The 20,251-nt window shown below is 36.0% G+C and carries 19 protein-coding genes and 1 riboswitch; of the genes, 8 read left to right on the top strand and 11 right to left on the bottom strand.

Going from position 1 to position 20,251, the window contains the following annotated elements; genetic code table 11:
• Positions 1-32: 32 nt before the first annotated feature.
• The 7 genes from asnB (at position 33) to FYJ55_RS04640 (ending at position 10,307) form a co-directional block, all read left to right on the top strand.
• Positions 33-1,616: an asparagine synthase B gene (gene asnB / locus FYJ55_RS04670; protein ID WP_154555850.1), complete on the top strand. Its 1,584-nt coding sequence runs from the start codon at positions 33-35 to the stop codon at positions 1,614-1,616.
• A 16-nt stretch (positions 1,617-1,632) separates the two neighbouring features.
• Entirely contained in the window at positions 1,633-6,072 is a 4,440-nt protein-coding gene (gene gltB, locus FYJ55_RS04665; RefSeq protein WP_154555849.1) for a glutamate synthase large subunit, read from the top strand.
• Between the two features lie 15 nt (positions 6,073-6,087).
• Positions 6,088-7,542 carry a glutamate synthase subunit beta gene (locus tag FYJ55_RS04660; protein WP_154555848.1) on the top strand — a complete coding sequence of 485 codons (1,455 nt, stop codon included), beginning with the start codon at positions 6,088-6,090 and terminating at the stop codon, positions 7,540-7,542.
• A gap of 61 nt (positions 7,543-7,603) precedes the next feature.
• The gene (locus tag FYJ55_RS04655) at positions 7,604-8,599 is read left to right on the top strand and encodes a S1C family serine protease (protein ID WP_154555847.1); all 996 of its coding nucleotides are present in this window, start codon (positions 7,604-7,606) and stop codon (positions 8,597-8,599) included.
• 150 nt (positions 8,600-8,749) lie between these two features.
• Positions 8,750-9,385 (top strand): ECF transporter S component, encoded by a 636-nt coding sequence (locus FYJ55_RS04650; RefSeq protein WP_154555846.1) that lies wholly within the window; start codon positions 8,750-8,752, stop codon positions 9,383-9,385.
• Between the two features lie 68 nt (positions 9,386-9,453).
• Positions 9,454-9,999, top strand: coding sequence for an NUDIX hydrolase (locus FYJ55_RS04645; RefSeq protein ID WP_154555845.1), 546 nt, complete (start codon positions 9,454-9,456; stop codon positions 9,997-9,999).
• Between the two features lie 23 nt (positions 10,000-10,022).
• Entirely contained in the window at positions 10,023-10,307 is a 285-nt protein-coding gene (locus tag FYJ55_RS04640) for an HU family DNA-binding protein (protein WP_118114251.1), read from the top strand.
• Between the two features lie 37 nt (positions 10,308-10,344).
• Here the strand turns inward: FYJ55_RS04640 and FYJ55_RS11035 are convergent, their stop codons facing one another.
• From FYJ55_RS11035 to FYJ55_RS04605, 9 genes are all read right to left on the bottom strand, one after another.
• Complete coding sequence (locus tag FYJ55_RS11035; protein ID WP_229771088.1) at positions 10,345-10,758, bottom strand: GGDEF domain-containing protein; 414 nt, start codon at positions 10,756-10,758, stop codon at positions 10,345-10,347.
• Entirely contained in the window at positions 10,719-11,171 is a 453-nt protein-coding gene (locus tag FYJ55_RS11030; RefSeq protein ID WP_229771087.1) for a hypothetical protein, read from the bottom strand. Before FYJ55_RS11030 ends, FYJ55_RS11035 begins: the two co-directional genes overlap by 40 nt.
• A gap of 49 nt (positions 11,172-11,220) precedes the next feature.
• Positions 11,221-11,466 (bottom strand): hypothetical protein, encoded by a 246-nt coding sequence (locus tag FYJ55_RS11025; RefSeq protein WP_229771086.1) that lies wholly within the window; start codon positions 11,464-11,466, stop codon positions 11,221-11,223.
• A 216-nt stretch (positions 11,467-11,682) separates the two neighbouring features.
• Positions 11,683-12,312, bottom strand: coding sequence for a thiamine phosphate synthase (thiE, locus tag FYJ55_RS04630; RefSeq protein WP_154555844.1), 630 nt, complete (start codon positions 12,310-12,312; stop codon positions 11,683-11,685).
• Positions 12,309-13,079: a hydroxyethylthiazole kinase gene (thiM, locus tag FYJ55_RS04625; RefSeq protein WP_154555843.1), complete on the bottom strand. Its 771-nt coding sequence runs from the start codon at positions 13,077-13,079 to the stop codon at positions 12,309-12,311. The genes thiE and thiM overlap by 4 nt, the downstream gene beginning before the upstream one ends.
• On the bottom strand, positions 13,060-13,593 hold the full coding sequence (thiW, locus tag FYJ55_RS04620) for an energy coupling factor transporter S component ThiW (protein ID WP_154555842.1): 534 nt from the start codon (positions 13,591-13,593) through the stop codon (positions 13,060-13,062). Before thiW ends, thiM begins: the two co-directional genes overlap by 20 nt.
• 184 nt (positions 13,594-13,777) lie before the next feature.
• Positions 13,778-13,874: riboswitch (TPP riboswitch) on the bottom strand.
• 127 nt (positions 13,875-14,001) lie between these two features.
• A complete protein-coding gene (locus FYJ55_RS04615; protein WP_229771085.1) occupies positions 14,002-14,655 on the bottom strand; it encodes an N-acetyltransferase in 654 nt (217 codons plus the stop codon).
• Between the two features lie 158 nt (positions 14,656-14,813).
• Positions 14,814-17,444, bottom strand: coding sequence for a pyruvate, phosphate dikinase (gene ppdK, locus FYJ55_RS04610; RefSeq protein WP_154555841.1), 2,631 nt, complete (start codon positions 17,442-17,444; stop codon positions 14,814-14,816).
• Between the two features lie 461 nt (positions 17,445-17,905).
• Positions 17,906-18,346 (bottom strand): Spx/MgsR family RNA polymerase-binding regulatory protein, encoded by a 441-nt coding sequence (locus tag FYJ55_RS04605; RefSeq protein ID WP_154555840.1) that lies wholly within the window; start codon positions 18,344-18,346, stop codon positions 17,906-17,908.
• Between the two features lie 104 nt (positions 18,347-18,450).
• Between FYJ55_RS04605 and FYJ55_RS04600 the strand changes: the two genes are divergently transcribed.
• The gene (locus FYJ55_RS04600; RefSeq protein ID WP_154555839.1) at positions 18,451-19,008 is read left to right on the top strand and encodes an HD domain-containing protein; all 558 of its coding nucleotides are present in this window, start codon (positions 18,451-18,453) and stop codon (positions 19,006-19,008) included.
• Between the two features lie 4 nt (positions 19,009-19,012).
• Here the strand turns inward: FYJ55_RS04600 and FYJ55_RS04595 are convergent, their stop codons facing one another.
• Both FYJ55_RS04595 and FYJ55_RS04590 read right to left on the bottom strand, forming a co-directional pair.
• Positions 19,013-19,912 (bottom strand): PHP domain-containing protein, encoded by a 900-nt coding sequence (locus FYJ55_RS04595; RefSeq protein ID WP_154555838.1) that lies wholly within the window; start codon positions 19,910-19,912, stop codon positions 19,013-19,015.
• Positions 19,913-19,926: 14 nt separating this feature from the next.
• The gene (locus FYJ55_RS04590; RefSeq protein ID WP_268234136.1) at positions 19,927-20,085 is read right to left on the bottom strand and encodes an undecaprenyl-diphosphate phosphatase; all 159 of its coding nucleotides are present in this window, start codon (positions 20,083-20,085) and stop codon (positions 19,927-19,929) included.
• Between the last annotated feature and the right edge of the window lie 166 nt (positions 20,086-20,251).

The following is a 20,251-nucleotide window of genomic DNA, read 5'->3' as shown; positions in this document are numbered from 1 at the left end:
CGGTTTTTCCGTCTATAAAGGAGATGTAATTTATGTGTACAATTATTGGTTATAAATCATTAAAAGTAAATAAAGAATCCATTCATCAAGCATTGCTTGCGACATATACAAGAGGTCCAGACGATGAAAGAATTCAAGAAGTCGGATGTGGCTATCTAGGTTTTCAAAGACTATCCATCATGGGACTAAGTCCTCTTGGCATGCAGCCTTTTGAAAGAGATGGCAATTATGTGGTATGTAACGGCGAAATCTATGGATTTCGAGAAATTAAGTCCGAATTAGAAAAATCCGGCTATACATTTATTTCGCAAAGCGATTGTGAAATTCTTCTACCACTCTATGAAAAATACGGCTTAGACATGTTTAAAAAGCTAGATGCTGAATATGCCTGCATTATTTATGATGCCAAGAAAAACGATTTTATTGCCGCCAGAGATCCAATCGGAATCCGTCCATTATTTTATGGCTATGATCAAAATCATAATATTGTCTTTGCCTCTGAAGCCAAAAACCTAGTTTCCATTGTCGAACAAATCTTTCCATTCCCTCCTGGATTTTACTATGCCGATGGCAAATTCACTTGTTACTTAGACATTACTAAAGTTGATGAAGTAATTACTTCAGATCTTGAAACCATCTGTTCTAATATTCACGATAAATTAGTGGAAGGTGTCAAGAAAAGATTGGATGCCGATGCCCCACTAGGATTCTTATTGAGTGGAGGATTAGATTCAAGTCTAGTATGTGCCATCAGTCAAAAATTACTCAATAAACCCATTGAAACCTATGCGATTGGAATGGAAGAAGATGCGATCGATTTAAAATATGCCAAAGAAGTCGCTGACTTTATTGGTTCTAACCACCATGAAATCATTATCAATAAAGAAGATGTCTTAAATGCGATCAAACCCGTCATTCAAACTTTGGCTACTTTTGATATCACAACCATTCGCGCCAGCATTGGAATGTATCTTATCTGTAAAGCCATTCATGAACAAAGTAACATTCGCGTTTTACTAACTGGAGAAATCAGTGATGAATTGTTTGGCTACAAATATACAGATTTTGCCCCAAACGCCCAAGAATTCCAACAAGAAAGTGTTAAACGTGTACATGAACTGTATATGTACGATGTATTAAGAGCCGATCGATGCATTTCCACAAACTCCATTGAAGCCCGTGTTCCCTTTGGCGATTTAGATTTTGTCAAATACGTTATGGCCATTGATCCTGAAAAGAAAATGAATACATATAATAAAGGAAAATATTTGCTTCGTCATGCGTTTGAAAAAGACGAAATTCTTCCTTACGATATCTTAATGCGAGAAAAAGCCGCCTTTTCCGATGCGGTCGGTCACTCATTAAGTGATGATATTAAAGAATATGCCGAAAAGCAGTATACAGATGCTGAATTTGAAGAAAAAATCAAACAATACAAATACTGTTCTCCATTCACAAAAGAATCTCTATTATATCGTGAAATTTTTGAATCTTACTACCCTGAACAGGCAGGTATGATCAAAGATTTCTGGATGCCAAATAAAAACTGGCAAGGATGTAACGTCAACGATCCGAGTGCTCGTTATTTATCAAACTATGGAGACAGCGGAAAATAGAAGGGTTGTGTAAATTATGAATTTTGAAATCGAACACGATGCCTGCGGTATTGGTTCCGTAGTCCAAATCGATGGTAAACAAAGCTATGATGTCTTAGACAAAGCATTGCACATTGTAGAAAAACTAGAACACCGTGCAGGTAAAGATGCCAGTGGTAAAGTGGGTGATGGAGTTGGTATTCTCCTTCAAATCAGTGATGACTTTTTTCGCAAAACATTAAAGAAAGACAACATCAAACTACCCGAACACTATGGTGTCGGTATGTTTTTCTTGCCAAGAAATAAACTGCTTTTAAACCAACACAAAAAAATGTTTGAAAAACTTGTCGAACAAGAAGGATGCACATTCATTACTTGGCGAAAAGTACCATGTGATGATTCCATCTTAGGCCAAAAAGCCAAAGATTGTATGCCTAGCATTTACCAAGCTTTTGTCCAAGGCGATACAGACCTAGAACAAAAACTATATGTGATTCGACGCGAATTTGAAAAGAGTTGTAAAGAAACCTATGTGGCCTCATTAAGCAGTCGTACCATTGTTTATAAAGGTATGTTTCTCGTTTGTCAATTAAGAAAATTCTATTTAGATTTACAAGATGAAAACTATAAGTCTGCAATTGCGATTGTACACTCACGTTTCTCTACCAATACAACACCATCATGGCAAAGAGCGCATCCAAACCGTTATATTGCCCATAATGGTGAAATCAATACCATCCGTGCCAATGTCAATAAGATGTTAGCACGTGAAGAGAGTATGCATTCAAAATTCTTGGATGAAAATTCAAATAAGATCTTACCCATCATCAATACTTCGGGTTCCGATTCTGCCATGTTAGATAATGCCCTAGAGTTTTTAGTCATGAATGGCATGCCACTTGAAAAAGCCGTTATGATCTTGATTCCAGAACCATGGAAACACCAAACCATGGATCAAAAGAAGAAAGATTTCTACCACTACTATGCCACAATGATGGAACCATGGGATGGCCCAGCCGCTATTTTATTTAGTGATGGACAAAAAGTCGGAGCTGTTTTAGATCGTAATGGACTTCGACCAAGTCGTTACTATCTAACAAGCGACAACATGTTGATTTTATCAAGTGAAGTGGGGGTATTGGATATTGATGAAAAGAAAATCGTAAAAAAATCAAGACTTGAACCCGGTAAGATGTTACTTGTAGATACAAAGAAAAAGAAATTGATTGAAGACTATGATCTTAAAAATGAATATGCCTCTTCAAATCCATATGGAGAATGGTTAGACAACCACTTATTATACCTGAAGGATCTGCCAGCTCCTGATAAAAAAACACACATCCACTCTCAACATGAAAGAGATATTCTTTATAAAGTCTTCGGCTATACCTATGAAGATGTAAAAGATATTATTTTACCAATGGCCCGTGTCAAACTTGAACCAACAAGTGCGATGGGTACCGATATTCCTTTGGCAATTTATTCCCAAAATCATTTAAGTTTATTTCATTACTTTAAACAACTCTTCGCCCAAGTAACCAACCCACCCATTGATTCTTTACGTGAAGAAGTTGTCACAGACACAACCATCTATATTGGTAGTGATGGAAACCTACTCCAGGATAAATCCGGCAACTGTACCGTCTTAGAGGTCAACAATCCCATTCTAACATCACGCGATATGGATAAGATTCGTCAATTAAATCAGACAGGATTTAAAAATGAAACGATTTCTCTATTATTCTATCGTGGCACATCGTTAAAAGAAGCATTAGATAACTTATTTATTGAATGTGATAAAGCCTATCGAAATGGAGCCAACATCTTGATTCTTTCTGATAAAGGTGTTGATGAAGGTCACATGGCCATTCCTAGTCTTTTAGCTGTATCTGCCTTAGAACAACACTTAGTTAAGACGAAAAAGAAAACCGATGTATCCATCATTCTAGAAAGTGGTGAACCAAGAGATGTTCATCAATTCGCAACGATTTTAGGTTATGGTGCAACCGCCATCTATCCATATTTAGCACATGAATGCATTGAAGAAATGATTCAATTAAATATGTTAGATAAAGAAGTCAACATTGCGATTGATGACTATAATGAAGCCATTTTAAAAGGCATCGTTAAAATTGCTGCTAAAATGGGTATTTCGACTCTCCAATCGTATCAAGGTGCCCAAATCTTTGAGGCCATTGGAATCTCTAAAGAGGTCATCGATACCTACTTCACAAACACCATTAGTGAAGTGGAAGGCATTACTTTAGAAGACATTGAAAAAGATTTGATCTATCATCATGATCGTGCTTATGATCCATTAGGACTTACAACCGATACAAGTCTAGATTCCATTGGATTCCATAAACTTAGAAAAGGTGATGGAAAAGAAGATCACTTATATTCTCCTGAAACCATTGTGAAACTTCAAAGAGCTACACAAACTAATAACTACGATTTATTTAAAGAATATTCGAATGAATTGAATTCAAACCATCAAAAACACCATTTAAGAAGTCAATTGCACTTTAAAAAGACAAGAAATTCAATCCCATTATCGGAAGTGGAAAGTGAATACGAAATCGTAAAACGCTTTAAGACAGGTGCCATGAGCTATGGTTCTATTTCTGAAGAAGCCCATACATGTATGGCCATTGCCATGAATCGATTGGGTGGTAAATCCAATTCGGGTGAAGGTGGCGAAAAACCCCAACGTTTAGGTACCGAAAAGAACTCCGCTATTAAACAAGTGGCGAGTGGTCGTTTTGGCGTAACCGAAGAATACTTAGTCAGTGCCAAAGAAATTCAAATCAAGATGGCACAAGGCGCAAAACCAGGTGAAGGTGGACACTTGCCAGGCAAAAAAGTCTATCCATGGATTGCGAAAACTCGATATTCAACGCCAGGTGTATCTTTGATTTCCCCTCCTCCTCACCACGACATCTATTCCATTGAAGACTTAGCCCAATTGATCTACGACTTAAAGAACGCCAACCCAAAAGCCCGAATCAGTGTTAAGCTTGTTTCCGAAGCGGGTGTAGGTACGATTGCCTCTGGTGTTGCCAAAGCCGGAGCTACCGTCGTCTTAATTTCTGGTTATGATGGGGGTACAGGTGCTGCCTCCCAAAGTAGTATTCACCATGCGGGTCTTCCATGGGAATTAGGTTTGGCTCAAGCTCACCAAAACTTAGTCGAGAACGGTTTAAGAAGTCGTGTTTTAATTGAAACCGACGGTAAGTTAATGACAGGAAAAGATGTTGCGATCGCATGCTTACTTGGAGCGGAAGAATTTGGCTTTGCGACGGCACCACTTGTTACTATGGGATGTATGATGATGCGTGTATGTAATCTAGATACTTGTCCTTTTGGTGTGGCTACACAAAACAAAAAATTAAGAAAGCATTTCAAAGGAAAACCAGAATATGTCATGAATTTCATGTTGTTTATTGCGCGTGAATTAAGAGAAATTATGGCTGAGCTTGGCTATCACACAATCAATGAAATGGTGGGTCATACGGACAATCTAGAAGTGGATGAAGATGCGAATATGGATTACTCTAACATTTTAATGAAACCTTACAATATTCATTATGAGCCAAAAGATACATACGATTTTGAACTTGAAAAAACGGTAGATATGAAGACATTGCTTCCTAAGTTTGAACCTTATTTCAATGAGAAAAAGCCTCATGCTGAAACAATCTCAATTTCAAGTACAGACCGTACAGTCGGAACTATTTTATCCAGTGTAGTCACAAAACAATTTAATAACACTCTACAAGACGATACATATACTGTTCATTGTAACGGTGGTGCTGGACAATCTTTTGGTGCCTTTGTACAAAAAGGAATCACATTAGATGTACATGGTGATGCCAATGACTACTTTGGTAAGGGCTTGTCTGGTGGCAAATTGATTATTCAGCCAAAAAATGAAGCAAAATTCAAGCCAAATGAAAATGTCATTATTGGTAATGTGGCCTTATATGGTGCTACTAGTGGTGAAGCCTATATTCGTGGTATGGCCGGTGAGCGTTTTGCGGTACGTAACTCAGGAGCAAGTGCTGTAGTCGAAGGTGTTGGTGATCATGGACTTGAATATATGACAGGTGGTACTGTTGTGATTTTAGGTCAAACTGGTAAAAACTTAGCGGCCGGCATGTCTGGTGGTATTGCGTATATTTATGATCCTAACCATGATTTATATACACGTTTAAATAAACAATTAGTCAATACGTATGAAGTGAGTGGTAAAGCGGATATTGAAACATTAACGCAATTATTAAGGAGTCACTTCAAATATACAAATTCAGATGTTGCAGAAAAGATTTTATCAAATCTTGATCATGAATTATCCAACTTTAAAAAGATTGTACCTAAAGATTATGAAAAGATCACAACATTAATTCAAGAATTAAAGGCCAAAGGCTATCATGATGATGAAGCCAGTCTTATGGCTTTTGAACAAGTACATGCTTAGAAAGGATGAAAGAATATGGGAAAACCAACAGGATTTTTAGAATATGAAAGACAAGAAAACGAGGCCATCCAACCTCTTTCTCGTATCACAAACTTTAATGAATTTCATCCTTTTTTAGATGAAGAAACAAGACGTAAACAAGGTGCGCGCTGCATGAACTGTGGCGTTCCCTTTTGTCAGTCGGCCATTAAGTTAAAGAACATGGTGACAGGCTGCCCATTACATAACTTAATTCCAGAATGGAATGATGAAATCTATAACGGTAATGATAAAAGAGCGTTATCTAGATTATTAAAAACCAATCCATTCCCTGAATTTACCGGTCGCGTCTGCCCTGCTCTTTGTGAAAAGGCTTGTTTGAACGGCTTAGACCAAGAACCAGTCACAATCAAAGAAAATGAATTGTATACAATTGAAACAGCCTATACTAACAAATGGATGACACCTTATGTTCCTGGTGTACGCTCCGATAAAAAGGTCGCCATCATTGGATCAGGTCCTGCAGGACTTGCGCTTGCGCATGATTTAAATCGAAGAGGTCATTCTGTGACAGTCTTTGAAAAGGAAGACCGTATTGGTGGTTTATTGATGTATGGCATCCCAAATATGAAGCTTGAAAAGAAAGTCATTCAAAGAAGATTAGAAATACTTACAGAAGAAGGAATCATTTTTAAAACCAATGTGAATGTAGGTAAAGACATCACCAAAAAAGAATTGGAAAAAGAATATGATGCGATTGTCTTTGCGACTGGATCTAAAAAGGCTCGTGATCTAAATGTAAAGAATCGTGATTGTACAGGCATTTATTTTGCGGTGGACTACCTTACAAAGGCCACGAAACATTTGTTGGATAACACAGAAGAAATTTCTGCCAAATATAAACATGTTGTGATTGTCGGTGGTGGAGATACTGGAAATGATTGTGTTGGTACAAGTATTCGTCAGGGTTGTGCAAGTGTTGTTCAAATTGAAATGATGCCTAAAGCACCCGATGAAAGACTTCAAAGTAATCCTTGGCCAGAATGGCCAAAGATCTGTAAGACAGATTATGGTCAAGAAGAAGCGATTGCCGTCTTTAAAAAGGATCCTCGCATCTACGAAACAACAGTTAAGGAATGTATTTTAGATGAAAAGAAAAATCTAAAACAGATCAAGACGGTAAAAGTCCACTTTAACAATGGTAAGCTTGAAGAAGTAAAAGGTTCCGAACAAATTTTAGACTGTGATTTATTATTGATTGCAGCTGGTTTTATTGGTGTTGAAGATGATTTAAAGAAGAGTTTTAAATTGGAAACTTCACAAAGAAATACGATTGTGACACAACCAAATTCTTATCAAGTTAAAGACAAATACTTTACAGCTGGAGATTGCCATAGAGGTCAATCCTTAGTTGTATGGGCTATTCATGAAGGTAAAGAGTGTGCTAAAGAAGTGGATACGTATTTAATGGGTTACACAAATATGGAATAATTTAAAGTTCATTTAAGCTTATTGCGATATCCTTGTATTGTAAATAAGGAGGTACAAGGACATGAAAAATGAAATGCCAAAAATTCCAAATTCAAATCATAAATTATTAAAGAAAGGTACAAAGCTAGTATTGAGTGCGGCCACATTTGGTGTAGTTGCGGCTGGAAGTTTTCAAGGTGTCAACTATGTGGTTGATAACTATAATAAACAAAATACAACAGTACAAAGCACAAATGTTTTGAAAACTTCAAGTTCAACCACTTCAAATGTGAGTGCAGTCGCTCAAAATTGTATGCCAAGTATTGTATCGATTACCAACGTTTCGGTATCGGATGTACAAAATTATTTTAGTATGTATGGAAATAACTCAAGAAGCAATCCGTTTACGCAACAAGAAAATACAAGTGTAGGTAGTGGTGTGATCATCAATAAAAAGAATGGTGAAATCGATATTTTGACAAACTATCATGTTATTGAAAATGCCAAGACCTTAACTTGTACATTAGCGGATAATACAAATGTTGAAGCTACAGTAAAAGGTGTAGATGAAAATCGTGACTTAGCTGTGATTTCCATCAAGACAAAAGACTTAAGTGAAGATACTTTAAAACAAATTGCGATTGCGACAATTGGAGACAGCGACAAACTTCAAGTTGGAGAACAAGTCGTTGCGATTGGTAATGCGTTAGGTTATGGTCAAAGTGTTACAACAGGTATTGTATCAGCTACAAATCGTAGTGTTTCAACAAGTTCAGATACAGACAAATCACAATCGTATATTCAAACCGATGCAGCTATTAACCCAGGAAACTCGGGTGGAGCATTATTGAATATGAGTGGCGAATTGATTGGCATCAACTCAGCCAAATTAAGTGATACAGATGTAGAAGGTATGGGCTATGCGATTGCGATCAGTGATGTCAAAGATTCTATCGATACAATGCTACAAGGAAAAGATGTAAGTACATCATGCAATACACCTTCTTCTTCATATTATCAACAAAACGATGAAGATCATGAAAGCGATTCCGTATTTCCATTCGATTTTTGGAACTAAAACAGGGACTTGATTCCTGTTTTTTATTGTTGTAAACTATTGAAGATGTTTTTTTGTGGATATGGATCTAAGGACCATAATCCATGTATGAAGACATCCATTTGATTAGTTACATCGTATTCTTAAAAAGAAACGAAAGTAGGAGGAAATATGAACAAATCAAAACTATCAGTACGCCAGATGTGCGTGTTGGCTTTATTTTTAGCCATCGAAATCATCATGTATTTAACACCAATTGGTTACTTACGTATTAACGCATTAAGTGTTACATTAATGCACGTGCCTGTCATTATCTTGGCTAGTACAATGGGGCCTGCAGCCGGTGCTTTCTTAGGATTCATATTTGGTTGTACTTCTGTAATTGGAGCTACAATGACACCTGGAATCACAAGCTTTGTCTTCTCCCCATTTATCACAGTTGGTGGTATTTCTGGTAACTTCTTTAGTTTAGTAATAGCTTTAGTCCCACGTATTTTATTAGGTGTGGTTGCTGGTTATGTATTTAAATTTGCAAAAAAATACGCAAAAAACACTCCAGTCGCTGCAGGTATTGCAGCAGCTGTGGCAACCGTATGCCACACAATCATGGTATTAGGATTGATCGTTATTTTATTCGGTCCTCAATACTCACAAGCTTTAGGCATTAGCCAAGCTGCATTGAACGGTGTTATGGCTGGTGTCATCGGAACAAATATGATTCCTGAAGTCATCGTAGCCGTTGTTTCAAATATGGCTTTAGCGACTGCATTAAGTTCAAGATACGTTGGAATTGCTCAACAAGCATAGACAATGAATAGTGTAACTTTGGTTGCACTATTTTTTTTATTTGGATTATAATATTTTGGGTGATAAAAATGGATTTAAATTGGAAATTAAATAAAACAGAACATATTGTACAAGATGAATGGATCGACTTTCGTAAAGAGTCTTTCATTCTTCCCGATGGAAAAGAGTTTTCTCCTTTCTATAACTATTCAAGAAGAAACTTTGTTGTGATTATCGCAAGAACAAAAGATGATAAGTATATAACTGTTCGTCAATTTAGACATGGACTTAAATCTGTAACCACTGAATTTTGTGCCGGTGGCATTGAGGGTGATGAAAAAGACAGTGCATTACTTGCAGCTAAACGTGAACTTGAAGAAGAAACAGGGTACGTTTCAGATCACTGGAAACATATTTATACCATTCCCAGCAATCCGACTATAGCGGATAATTATGCGTATTTATATTATGCCGATGATTGTGAAAAAGTATCGAATCAACATCTAGATTCGACAGAATTTTTAGAAGTCAAAGAATATACAGAAGATGAAATCAATGATTTAATTAAAAACAACGAATTTGTTCAACCAATTCATCTAATGGGTTGGCTAATGGTGAAAAAAGGCGTATTATAGGGATATAAAGGAGACTTATAAACATGGAAAAATTAACTAAAAAGGACATCATTTCAAACATTGCTGAAGATTCTCACTTATCTAAAAAGGACATCACTGAAGTTGTTGACTTGGCATTAACACAAATCTTTGAAGGTTTAAGTGAAGGAAAAACGGTGGATCTTGCAGGATTTGGAAAATTTGAAATCACTGAAAGAAAAGCTAGAGAAGGATTCAATCCTCTAACGAAAGAAAAGATTCAAATTGAAGCTAGCAAATCTGTTAAGTTCAAAGTTGCCAAAGCTCTAAAAGAAGCTGTAAATAAATAATATCAAAACAAAAAGCATCCTTAGAGATGCTTTTTAATTAGTTTCTTCGATCATTACAACTCATTGTATAATAATCCTTTTTATTTTGATACATTCTTTCATCGGCGAATTTACTTATTTCTTGAACCGAATCAAAATCTTGTTCTGAAGACTTGACGACACCATACGATACAGATATCGAATTTAAGTGCTTGCCATGCCATTCATGAATGGTCGCATTAAATCCTTGTAATATGGAATCTAGATTAGAAACAGAGTATTGAATCCATACGACAAATTCATCTCCACCAATACGATAGATCTTTCCATAAGGGGCAAACGCAAACTTCATGCAGTTACTAGCCGCACAAATAAGCTCATCCCTAGCACTAGGGCCAAGTAAATCATTGGTTTGTTTTAGATCGTTTAAGTCTAAAGAGATATAAGCCCATTCCGTATTCGAAGTACACATATATTTTCTTTTTCATACTTCTCTTTTAATACTCTAGAAAGCATAAGAACTAGTAAGCATGAAGCTAAAGTTAAATAAATACCGACAATCAATATCGCTGCGATATTATTTTGAGAAAACATCGATTCAGATTTGGATACAGATACATTATAATTTCCGTGTTTTCGAGTTATATATTGATAGTTTTTATTAGAAGTCAGTATCTTCTTCCCTATTTTATTTTTGTCAGTAGCCCCCTCAATTATTTTCGTCTTTGAATTTACAACATACATTTCCATTCCCTTATACACAGGCATATTAGATACGACATTTGAAATTTGGTTTTGTTTCAACTCTTTTAAAAGACGCTTTGGCGTAATACCCACTTGAACCCTATGCGTTTTCGACTCATTCCAAGTGATCGCATACATCATCTCTTTAGCTTCGGCCGTATTTAGTGTTACATCCTGGCATAATGTTAAATCATAATTGTTTAATATTGTTTAAAGAAAGCCATATGTGCACCAGAATCAAAGCTATATCCAAAGTATTAGGTATTGAACCCGAATATATCGTTCCTGTTTCATCAATAAAATGAATTTTATCCACGGACATTAAAGATGCGATTTTTTGAAGTTCATCAATATCATATTCTACTTCCGGCTTGGCATCCACAATATAAGATATGGTCTTAACACGTACTATATAATCATCTTTTAATAATTTCACAAACTGCTCTTCACTCGACTCATTTTTATCGAGAACCGCAATCACACGATCCAATAATACATTGGATGTGGTTGCGCATTCTTTTCATTTACATATCTTAATATACATGTTTCAAGACTCAATACGAGGGCAACAATGGTGATTGAAAGCACTAATATTTTTCTTTTTCTCATAATTGCTATTTTAGATTATATTTTCAAAAAAAAGTGGCATTTTTTATGCCACGATTTTTTGAATCGATTTCTTCAATTCTTCAGCCGCCTTTTTTGTATCCTCTTGATCCATAATAGCCGATACAACACAAACACCTTGAATAGGACTCTTTTCTAAAACAGAAAGATTGTCTTTATTTAATCCTCCAATTGCACAAACTGGAATCTTGACAGCCGAACAAATGTCATTCAGTGTTTCAACACTTGTAATCTTTGTCTTTACATGCGTCTTTGTCGGATAAATGGCACCACAACCCAAATAGTCAGCCCCATCAGCCTCTGCTTTTTTTGCAACTTCTACTGTCTTTGCGGTAGCCCCAATAATACAATCTTTTCCCATGATTTTACGAGCTACAGAAATTGGCATATCTTCATTTCCTAAATGAACACCACATCCTACAGCCATTGCGATATCCATTCGATCATCAATAATTAAAGGGATGTTATAGGCATCCGTTATATTTTTGACTTTAACTGCTAACTCATAATATTCCAATGTTGATTTATTCTTTTCACGAAGCTGGACAATGGTTGCGCCACCAAGACATGCCCCTTTTACTTTATTTAAAAAAGTATCTTCATCATAACCATCTGAATTGGTAATAAAATATAATGTATAATCGACTTTTTTCATCTTAACACCTCAATTTTAAACAAAGATTCATCAAAACTGGTAAGCTTATAGATCTCATCCATAAAATGCATATGGAAAGTTCCAGGGCCCTCACATTTTGTCTTTTCTGCAGCAACTTCATAATAACAAGTTGCCTTAATACAAGCCAATAATGGAGAATAACTGGCTAAAAATGTAGCGATTGCCACATTTAACATACATCCAGTCCCCGTAATTCTTGAAAGCATATCACAACCATTTGAAATAAGATTAACCTCTTTGCCATCTGTAATGACATCGATCTTGCCGCTACAAACAACTACACAACCAAGATGTAAAGCCATATCTTTTAGCCATTTTGCACTTTCATAGATATTCTCTTCATCGAGAACATCCGCATCTACACCGTGCGCATGACTTGTCATTCCATAAAAAGCTTTACATTCACTGATGTTGCCTTTAATGACGGTTGGACAATATAAAGAAACAAGTTCTTTGGCATAATTCAATCGAAGTGTTGAACAAGCCACTCCCACCAAATCTAAAATAAATGGAATTTTATTTTCTTTGGCACACTTAGCACTAATCATCATAGATTTAGCTCTAACATCATCAAAGTTACCTAAATTTAATGCCAAAGCCGCAGAATGGCAAGTGATATCATCAACTTCATCGGGGTGACAAGCCATAATTGGCTTCGCCCCTAAAGCTAATATAAGATTTGCACAATCATTAATTGAAATCGGATTTGTGATACAGTGAATCAAATTATTCGTTTGTTTCAACAAATTTTTGCACTCCTAACTTTCTTTGAATATTTTCTAGGATTCCACTACGAGACATCGACTTCAATAAAACATACGCAATACTTCCACCGATGATTGTACCCATTAAAAAGCTAGGTACATAGAACATCCATGTAAGTCCAGTTCTTCCCCATAAATATGTCATCACTGGATACGAAAGAACAGAACCAATTAAGCCAGTACCAATGATTTCACCAAGTACCGCAGCCCAGATTTTTCCTTTACTTACACGATATAAGATGCCAGATAATGTAGCTCCAAAAATAGCGCCAGTTAAAGCTAATGGTGGAATTCCCATAACAGCCATACGGATTAAACCAATAGCTAAAGCACAAAGAAATGAATACCAAGGCCCCATAAATACAGCCATAGTGATATTAATAAGATGTGCCATTGGACACATTCCTTCTACACGTAAAATGGGTGAAATGACCACTCCAACAGCTACCATCATTGAAAAAAAGACTAAGCTTAATAAGTAATTGTGTTTATTCATAATACTACCTCCTACAGATACAGATGGCCTAGAAAACACGCAAAAACCATCTGTGGTTTCGGTATTAGACAAACAGTCCTCTCTCATCCTGTCAATTCAGGCTCCCTCGCTTGTTTTCTATACTCTAGGCGCTCCCCTACAGTAAGGCAATAAAATAAAAAGACCTGCAACGTAAAAAGACAGGTCAAAAAACATCTATACTTCCTACGCCGGCATTATCCGTCAGGTTTAATGGGTCGAAGTCGAACTTCCTCTCAGCAATAGCTCCCCAGATTTATTTACTACATTTAGAATTCTAGTACAAAACACACTAAAGTGCAAGGAGTAATTCATTCATAAAAACATACAAAATGAATTTTTTTATCTATTATTCTAAACCATAATGTCAAATGATAGAGGGTTGTAATGTTACAACCCCAAATTTGATAAAAGCTTTATAAATTTCTTCTCATTCATCACATCATTTGTCACATACTCACCATTATAAAATAAGGCATAGGTAGTAATGGGTGTTGGCGCATTTTGCGCCTTTTCTTTTGTATCTAGATGAATCGCTTTAAATGCGATATTTAAATCTTTTGAAACATTCTCAATCACTGGAACATATTTCGCATTAAAAGGACACTGGCTTGTATAATATAAGACAAAACCTAGTTCGTCTATATGACAATCTTTCGCACAAGATTTAAATTTAGGTGAAACCAAATCCTTAAAACTTAAATACCATAATTGAATACAATTATTCGCTTCATCACACACTTTAAAACCTTTATACGCAAGAAATTTAGGATCGGCAAGATACGATGTTTTCTTTTTGGTAGATAGAATACAAATTCCATCCATACCCTTCTTCTTACTATCCTCAATACACATATTCAATAATTCACTCGAATAGCCATGACCCTTTAATGACCCAGAAACCCATAGACAATCAATATACATAAAATTCTTGGCATCGAGTGGAATCCACGCATTCTTTGCCGGAATATATTCAATAAAACATTTCCCTCTTACGCTTGATTTAATAAAGACAAGACCATCCGTAAACGATCTGTCAACCAATCCTTCTTTGATCTTACCTGTACATCTGAATTACTACTAATTGCACAACAAATGTGTTCTTGTTCTATATTTTCTTTTGTGACATATACATAATCTATTTTAAACACCTCAAAATCAGTACACTAAAAGGAGTTGAAATTCATCAACTCCTACGTGTTTTATTTATCGAATTTAATAGCAGCCTGTGCCGCAGCAAGTCTTGCGATAGGCACACGATATGGTGAACAAGATACATAGTTCAATCCAACTCTATGACAGAATTCAATACTTGCTGGATCACCACCATGTTCTCCACAAATACCTAATTTAATATTTGGACGAGTACTCCTTCCAAGTTCAGTAGCCATCTTTACAAGTTTTCCAACACCTCTTTGATCTAAGTGTGCAAATGGATCGGATTCAAAGATTTTTTTATCATAGTAATCTTGTAAGAATCCTCCTGCATCATCTCTTGAGAATCCAAATGTCATCTGTGTTAAGTCATTTGTACCAAATGAGAAGAATTCAGCTTCTTTTGCGATTTCATCCGCTAATAAAGCAGCACGAGGAATTTCAATCATTGTACCAACATGATATTTCATGTCTAATTCGGATTCTTGAATCAATTTGTCAGCTACCTCACATACAATCTTTTTAACATAGCGAAGTTCTGCAACATCCCCAACCAATGGAATCATGATTTCTGGTTCTATCTTCCAGTCTGGGTGTCTTTCATTGACAGCTAATGCGGCCTGAATCACTGCTGTTGTCTGCATTTCAGCAATTTCTGGATACGAAATAGCCAAACGACATCCACGATGACCCATCATAGGATTGAATTCGTGTAAGCTAGAAATGACAGATTTCAATTCATCCAATTCAATGTGCATATCCTTAGCTAATTGTGTAATATCATAAGAGTTTGTAGGTAAGAATTCATGTAAAGGTGGATCCAAGTAACGAATTGTCACTGGTAAACCTTCCATAGCTTCATAGATTCCTTCAAAGTCACTTCTTTGCATAGGCAAGATTTTTTCTAATGCGACACGTCTTTGAGCTGCCGTTTTAGAAACAATCATTTCACGAACCGCTTTAATACGATCTCCCTCAAAGAACATGTGTTCTGTACGAACTAGACCAATACCTTGCGCACCAAATTCATGAGCTTGTTTTGCATCATGAGGAGTATCTGCATTAGTACGAACTTTTAATGTACGTCTTTCATCCGCCCAATTCATGAAACGTTCAAAATCACCTGAAATACTTGCAGGAACGGTTTTAATAGCACTACCATAGATATTTCCTGTTGAACCATCTAAACTGATCCAATCTCCACGGTGATATTTCACACCATCAATTTCAAAATATCCTTCATCATCATGCATTTTGATATCTCCACAACCACTGACGCAGCATGCACCCATACCACGAGCTACTACAGCAGCATGACTTGTCATACCACCACGTACAGTTAAGATACCTTGAGATACATGCATACCTTCAATATCTTCTGGACTTGTTTCTAAACGAACTAAGATGACTTTGTGGTTACGACTTGCCTCTTGAATCGCTTCTTCTGCACTAAATACGATTTGACCACATGCAGCACCTGGACTTGCTGGAAGTGCTGAAGCAATTGGTTCAGCTTTCTTTAATTCATCCGCATCAAACATTGGGTGAAGTAATGAATCTAATTGTTTAGGTTCAACCATCATTAAAGCTTCATCAATAGTAATCATGCCTTCATCCACCATGTCGCACGCAATCTTTAATGCAGCCTGAGCTGTACGTTTACCATTACGTGTCTGCAACATGAATAATTTACCTTTTTCAATTGTGAATTCCATGTCCTGCATATTACGATAGTGAGTTTCCAATTTCTTAGTAATATCCACGAAATCATCATAAGCATTAGGCGCTACTTCTTTTAATTGATCAATCTTTTGAGGTGTACGAATACCCGCAACAACATCTTCACCTTGGGCATTCATTAAAAATTCACCATACAATTTATTCTCACCAGTACTTGGATTACGCGTAAAGGCAACACCTGTACCACAATCATTACCCATATTACCAAATACCATCATCTGTACGTTAACGGCAGTTCCCCAGCTTGAAGGGATATCATTCATCTTACGATAGTAGATAGCACGAGGGTTGTTCCAAGAACGGAATACAGCTTCAATAGCCCCCATCAATTGTTCTTTTGGATCTTCAGGGAATTCAGATTTTAATTCATTTTTGTAGAACACTTTAAATAATTCTACTAATTTCTTCATATCTTCAGCATTTAAATCTAAGTCATCGCTAATGCCTCTTTCAGCCTTTACTTCATCGATGATCTCTTCAAAACGCTTTTTACTCAACCCCATAACAACATCTGAATACATTTGAATAAAACGACGATATGAATCATATGCGAAACGCTCATTATTTGTTAAGTTAGCCACAGTTTCTGCAACTGTTTTATTCATACCTAAATTTAAAATAGTATCCATCATACCAGGCATACTTGCACGTGCCCCTGAACGAACAGATACTAATAAAGGATTGACTTCATCCCCTAACTTCTTTCCAGACTTCTTTTCCAATAAATCTAGATATTCCATGATTTGAGCTTTAATACCATCATTAATTGTTTCATTATCTTCATAATATTGGTTACAAGCTTCTGTAGTGATTGTGAATCCATAAGGCACAGGCATTCCAAGTTTAGACATTCCAGCTAAGTTGGCACCCTTTCCACCTAACAATTCACGCATCGTTTCATCGCCTTCATTAAATTCATAGACATATTTTTTATCCATAATATTTTACCTCCTATTTGTAACCGTTTACATGTGTAAATAATTATAGCATACAAATTTACATAGCGATAGTTTTTTTGAAATTTTCACAAATAAAAACCTATCCGTTTACACCAATAGGTTTATCCACGCTTAACAACTGCACTTTTTTGTCTAAACGCTATACCATTTTTTACAGTATGTTCATTTTGCAATCGGCAAGGATGACAGAAGCATTAAAATAGTTGAAAAAAAGGACCCGGACAACTAAATAAGTTGTCCAAGCCTAAAATCAGCTTTAAACCGTTTTGAGGGTATATGCAGCTCCTTAAATTCTTGGAGAGCAAATACACCTAACTCCATCCAAATTTATTTCGCCCTTTTTAGCAGCAGACTCACAAAATATATAGTTCATATAACTCCTCCTAAACATACTTCTACTCTAATTTTAACTGTTTAAGCAAGAAAAGAACTAGAATATTCTAGTTCATACTTGCATGCTCTCTACACTTACCACAAACAGAATAGTTTGGACAAGCATCTGTACACGCATTGTCTACGACTGTCCTTAATTGTGCTGGCATCATTGTTGTGATTTCATCATCATCATATCCAACCACAAGACTCTTTTCTGATAAAAGAATCGGTCTTTTTAGAATCGATGGATTTTCCTGAATCAAAGTAACCAATTCCTTCATCGAATAATCATCGATATCTTTTTGAAGTGCCTGGAATGCCTTCGAACGAACCGAAATGATATCTTCCGTTCCATTTTCACATCGCGACAATAAATATTTAATTTCACTTTCCTTCAATAATGAAGTAAATATATTCTTTTCAACAAATTCAATTTGGTTGTCTTTTAACCACTGTTTTGCCTTACGACAACTCGCACAACCTGGAGAAGTATATAAAATTACCATAATAATAGCCTCCTTCAACTAATTATATCATAATACTAGGTTTAAAATAAATAGTTGTATCTTATATTTAAATATGCTATATTCTTCTCTAGTGAGGTCAAGAAATGGAAAAAGCTATTTTATCAAGAATCAATTTACAACGACAAGATACTCATATTGCACAAGAATATTTTGATACAATATCAGACTTAATTGATACACAAGAAGTACAGGGCCTAAAAAAATGCAGCCAACACATGGCTACATCTCGCTTCCAACATTCTTTAAACGTTTCTTACTATTCCTTTTTAATTTGCAGAAAATTCGGTCTTGATGCCTATAGTGCAGCACGCGCCGGTTTATTACATGATCTATATTACTATGATTGGAAAACAGATGACAAGCGTCCTCTTGAAGGGAATCATGCGATGATTCACCCAATCATTGCCCTTGAGAACGCTAAAAACCTCACATCAACAAATCCAACCATTGACGATGCCATTTTACATCACATGTGGCCATTAAAAACAAGCCACCCAAGCACAAGTGTTGGATGGATCATTCAAGCTGTAGATAAATTCTGTGCCATCACAGAAATGGGACATCAATCTCTATTTCGAGTAAGTCGTTCCAACAATCTATTAAGCTATTGCATTCTATTTACATTCCTATTAACAATGTAGGCAGCTAGGATTCTCTAGCTGCCTTTAGTTTTTCCTTAAATTGTTCTAGCCATAAAGAACCATCTTTATCCAATCCATACTCACCCATTTGAATACTTGGCTTTTTCTCCCCATGGAAATCACTTCCACAAGTAATCAATAAATGATATTCCTTCGCTAGCTTTTCATAATATACATTTTGATCAGGCGTATGATAATTACTATAAGCTTCAATACCATCCACTCCAGCATCTAATAACATCTTGAGCATCTCGTCATTTTTATAAAACGTAATAAAAGGATGCGCTACAATCGCAAGTCCACCAGCCTCATGAATCTTTTGAACCGATTCGACAAAATCAGGCATTGGTACATATACAAATAAATCCGAACCATATTGACATTTATCCCAAAAGAAATTAACGGGTGCCGGATCACTTCTTTTACCGCCTGGAATATAATCCTTAAAATCGGGAATATCTTGATAACGAGGATCATTGAACATATGCGTACACATCACAAACCAAGGATTTTTGCCATTCGCCTCTTTCAACACAGCCTCCTCATCAATTTCAACACCATACTTCGCTCTTAATTTTTCGCAACGAGTTGAAAATGCATTTCTAGATTTCACTTGCGTTCTTTCCAATAAATTTTGAAAATAGGTATCCTCTAAATCGATACCATATCCAAGTAAATGTACATCTGTGTATCCAATACTTGTTGAACACTCAATAGCAGGAATCACTTCAATATCCGCTTCTTTACCAAGTTTGATCATTTCCTTAACACCGCTGATACAATCATGATCACTTAACGCAATGGTTTTTAATCCTCTTTCTTTTGCGATTCCAATCAATTCTTCAGGCGTGAACTGTCCATCTCCCGAATAACAGGAATGCATATGCAAATCAAATTCATTCATTTCTATAACCCTCTTTAAATCACATAGAAAAATATAATCACAAAGATACCTAAAATAATGCGGTACCAACCAAAAATTGTAAAATCATGGCTCTTTACATAGTTCAACAAGGCTTTAATTGCGAATAAACTCACCACAAAAGCCACAAAAGTTCCCAATAGTAATAAGAACAATTGTCCAAAACTAAATAAACCTACCTTTATAAAATATTTGGCTTAACTAGCAATTTGGTGACTTTGCTATAATTCTTCTTTTTATCACTTACACGAATAACCACTCGTTTTTCAAATCCTTTAAGCGAGTGATTTTATAGATGTTTTTCAATCTAAGTAGTACGTA

Origin of the sequence: Holdemanella porci (assembly GCF_009696075.1) — a bacterium.
Taxonomy (GTDB): Bacteria; Bacillota_I; Bacilli_A; order Erysipelotrichales; family Erysipelotrichaceae; genus Holdemanella; species Holdemanella porci.
Note: the sequence above shows the minus strand (reverse complement) of the source record. Positions and strands in the feature narration are given on the sequence as shown.

What these genes read in the sequence shown, in the direction of transcription:
- gltB (WP_154555849.1), top strand. Translation starts at nt 1,633, where the DNA reads ATGAATTTTGAAATCGAACACGATGCCTGCGGTATTGGTTCCGTAGTC.
- FYJ55_RS04660 (WP_154555848.1), top strand. Translation starts at nt 6,088, where the DNA reads ATGGGAAAACCAACAGGATTTTTAGAATATGAAAGACAAGAAAACGAG.
- FYJ55_RS04650 (WP_154555846.1), top strand. Translation starts at nt 8,750, where the DNA reads ATGAACAAATCAAAACTATCAGTACGCCAGATGTGCGTGTTGGCTTTA.
- FYJ55_RS04605 (WP_154555840.1), bottom strand. Translation starts at nt 18,346, where the DNA reads ATGGTAATTTTATATACTTCTCCAGGTTGTGCGAGTTGTCGTAAGGCA.
- FYJ55_RS11030 (WP_229771087.1), bottom strand. Translation starts at nt 11,171, where the DNA reads ATGATGTATGCGATCACTTGGAATGAGTCGAAAACGCATAGGGTTCAA.
- FYJ55_RS04600 (WP_154555839.1), top strand. Translation starts at nt 18,451, where the DNA reads ATGGAAAAAGCTATTTTATCAAGAATCAATTTACAACGACAAGATACT.
- thiE (WP_154555844.1), bottom strand. Translation starts at nt 12,312, where the DNA reads ATGAAAAAAGTCGATTATACATTATATTTTATTACCAATTCAGATGGT.
- asnB (WP_154555850.1), top strand. Translation starts at nt 33, where the DNA reads ATGTGTACAATTATTGGTTATAAATCATTAAAAGTAAATAAAGAATCC.
- FYJ55_RS11035 (WP_229771088.1), bottom strand. Translation starts at nt 10,758, where the DNA reads ATGTGTACTTCGAATACGGAATGGGCTTATATCTCTTTAGACTTAAAC.
- FYJ55_RS04640 (WP_118114251.1), top strand. Translation starts at nt 10,023, where the DNA reads ATGGAAAAATTAACTAAAAAGGACATCATTTCAAACATTGCTGAAGAT.
- FYJ55_RS04655 (WP_154555847.1), top strand. Translation starts at nt 7,604, where the DNA reads ATGAAAAATGAAATGCCAAAAATTCCAAATTCAAATCATAAATTATTA.
- FYJ55_RS04645 (WP_154555845.1), top strand. Translation starts at nt 9,454, where the DNA reads ATGGATTTAAATTGGAAATTAAATAAAACAGAACATATTGTACAAGAT.
- ppdK (WP_154555841.1), bottom strand. Translation starts at nt 17,444, where the DNA reads ATGGATAAAAAATATGTCTATGAATTTAATGAAGGCGATGAAACGATG.
- FYJ55_RS04595 (WP_154555838.1), bottom strand. Translation starts at nt 19,912, where the DNA reads ATGAATGAATTTGATTTGCATATGCATTCCTGTTATTCGGGAGATGGA.
- thiW (WP_154555842.1), bottom strand. Translation starts at nt 13,593, where the DNA reads ATGAATAAACACAATTACTTATTAAGCTTAGTCTTTTTTTCAATGATG.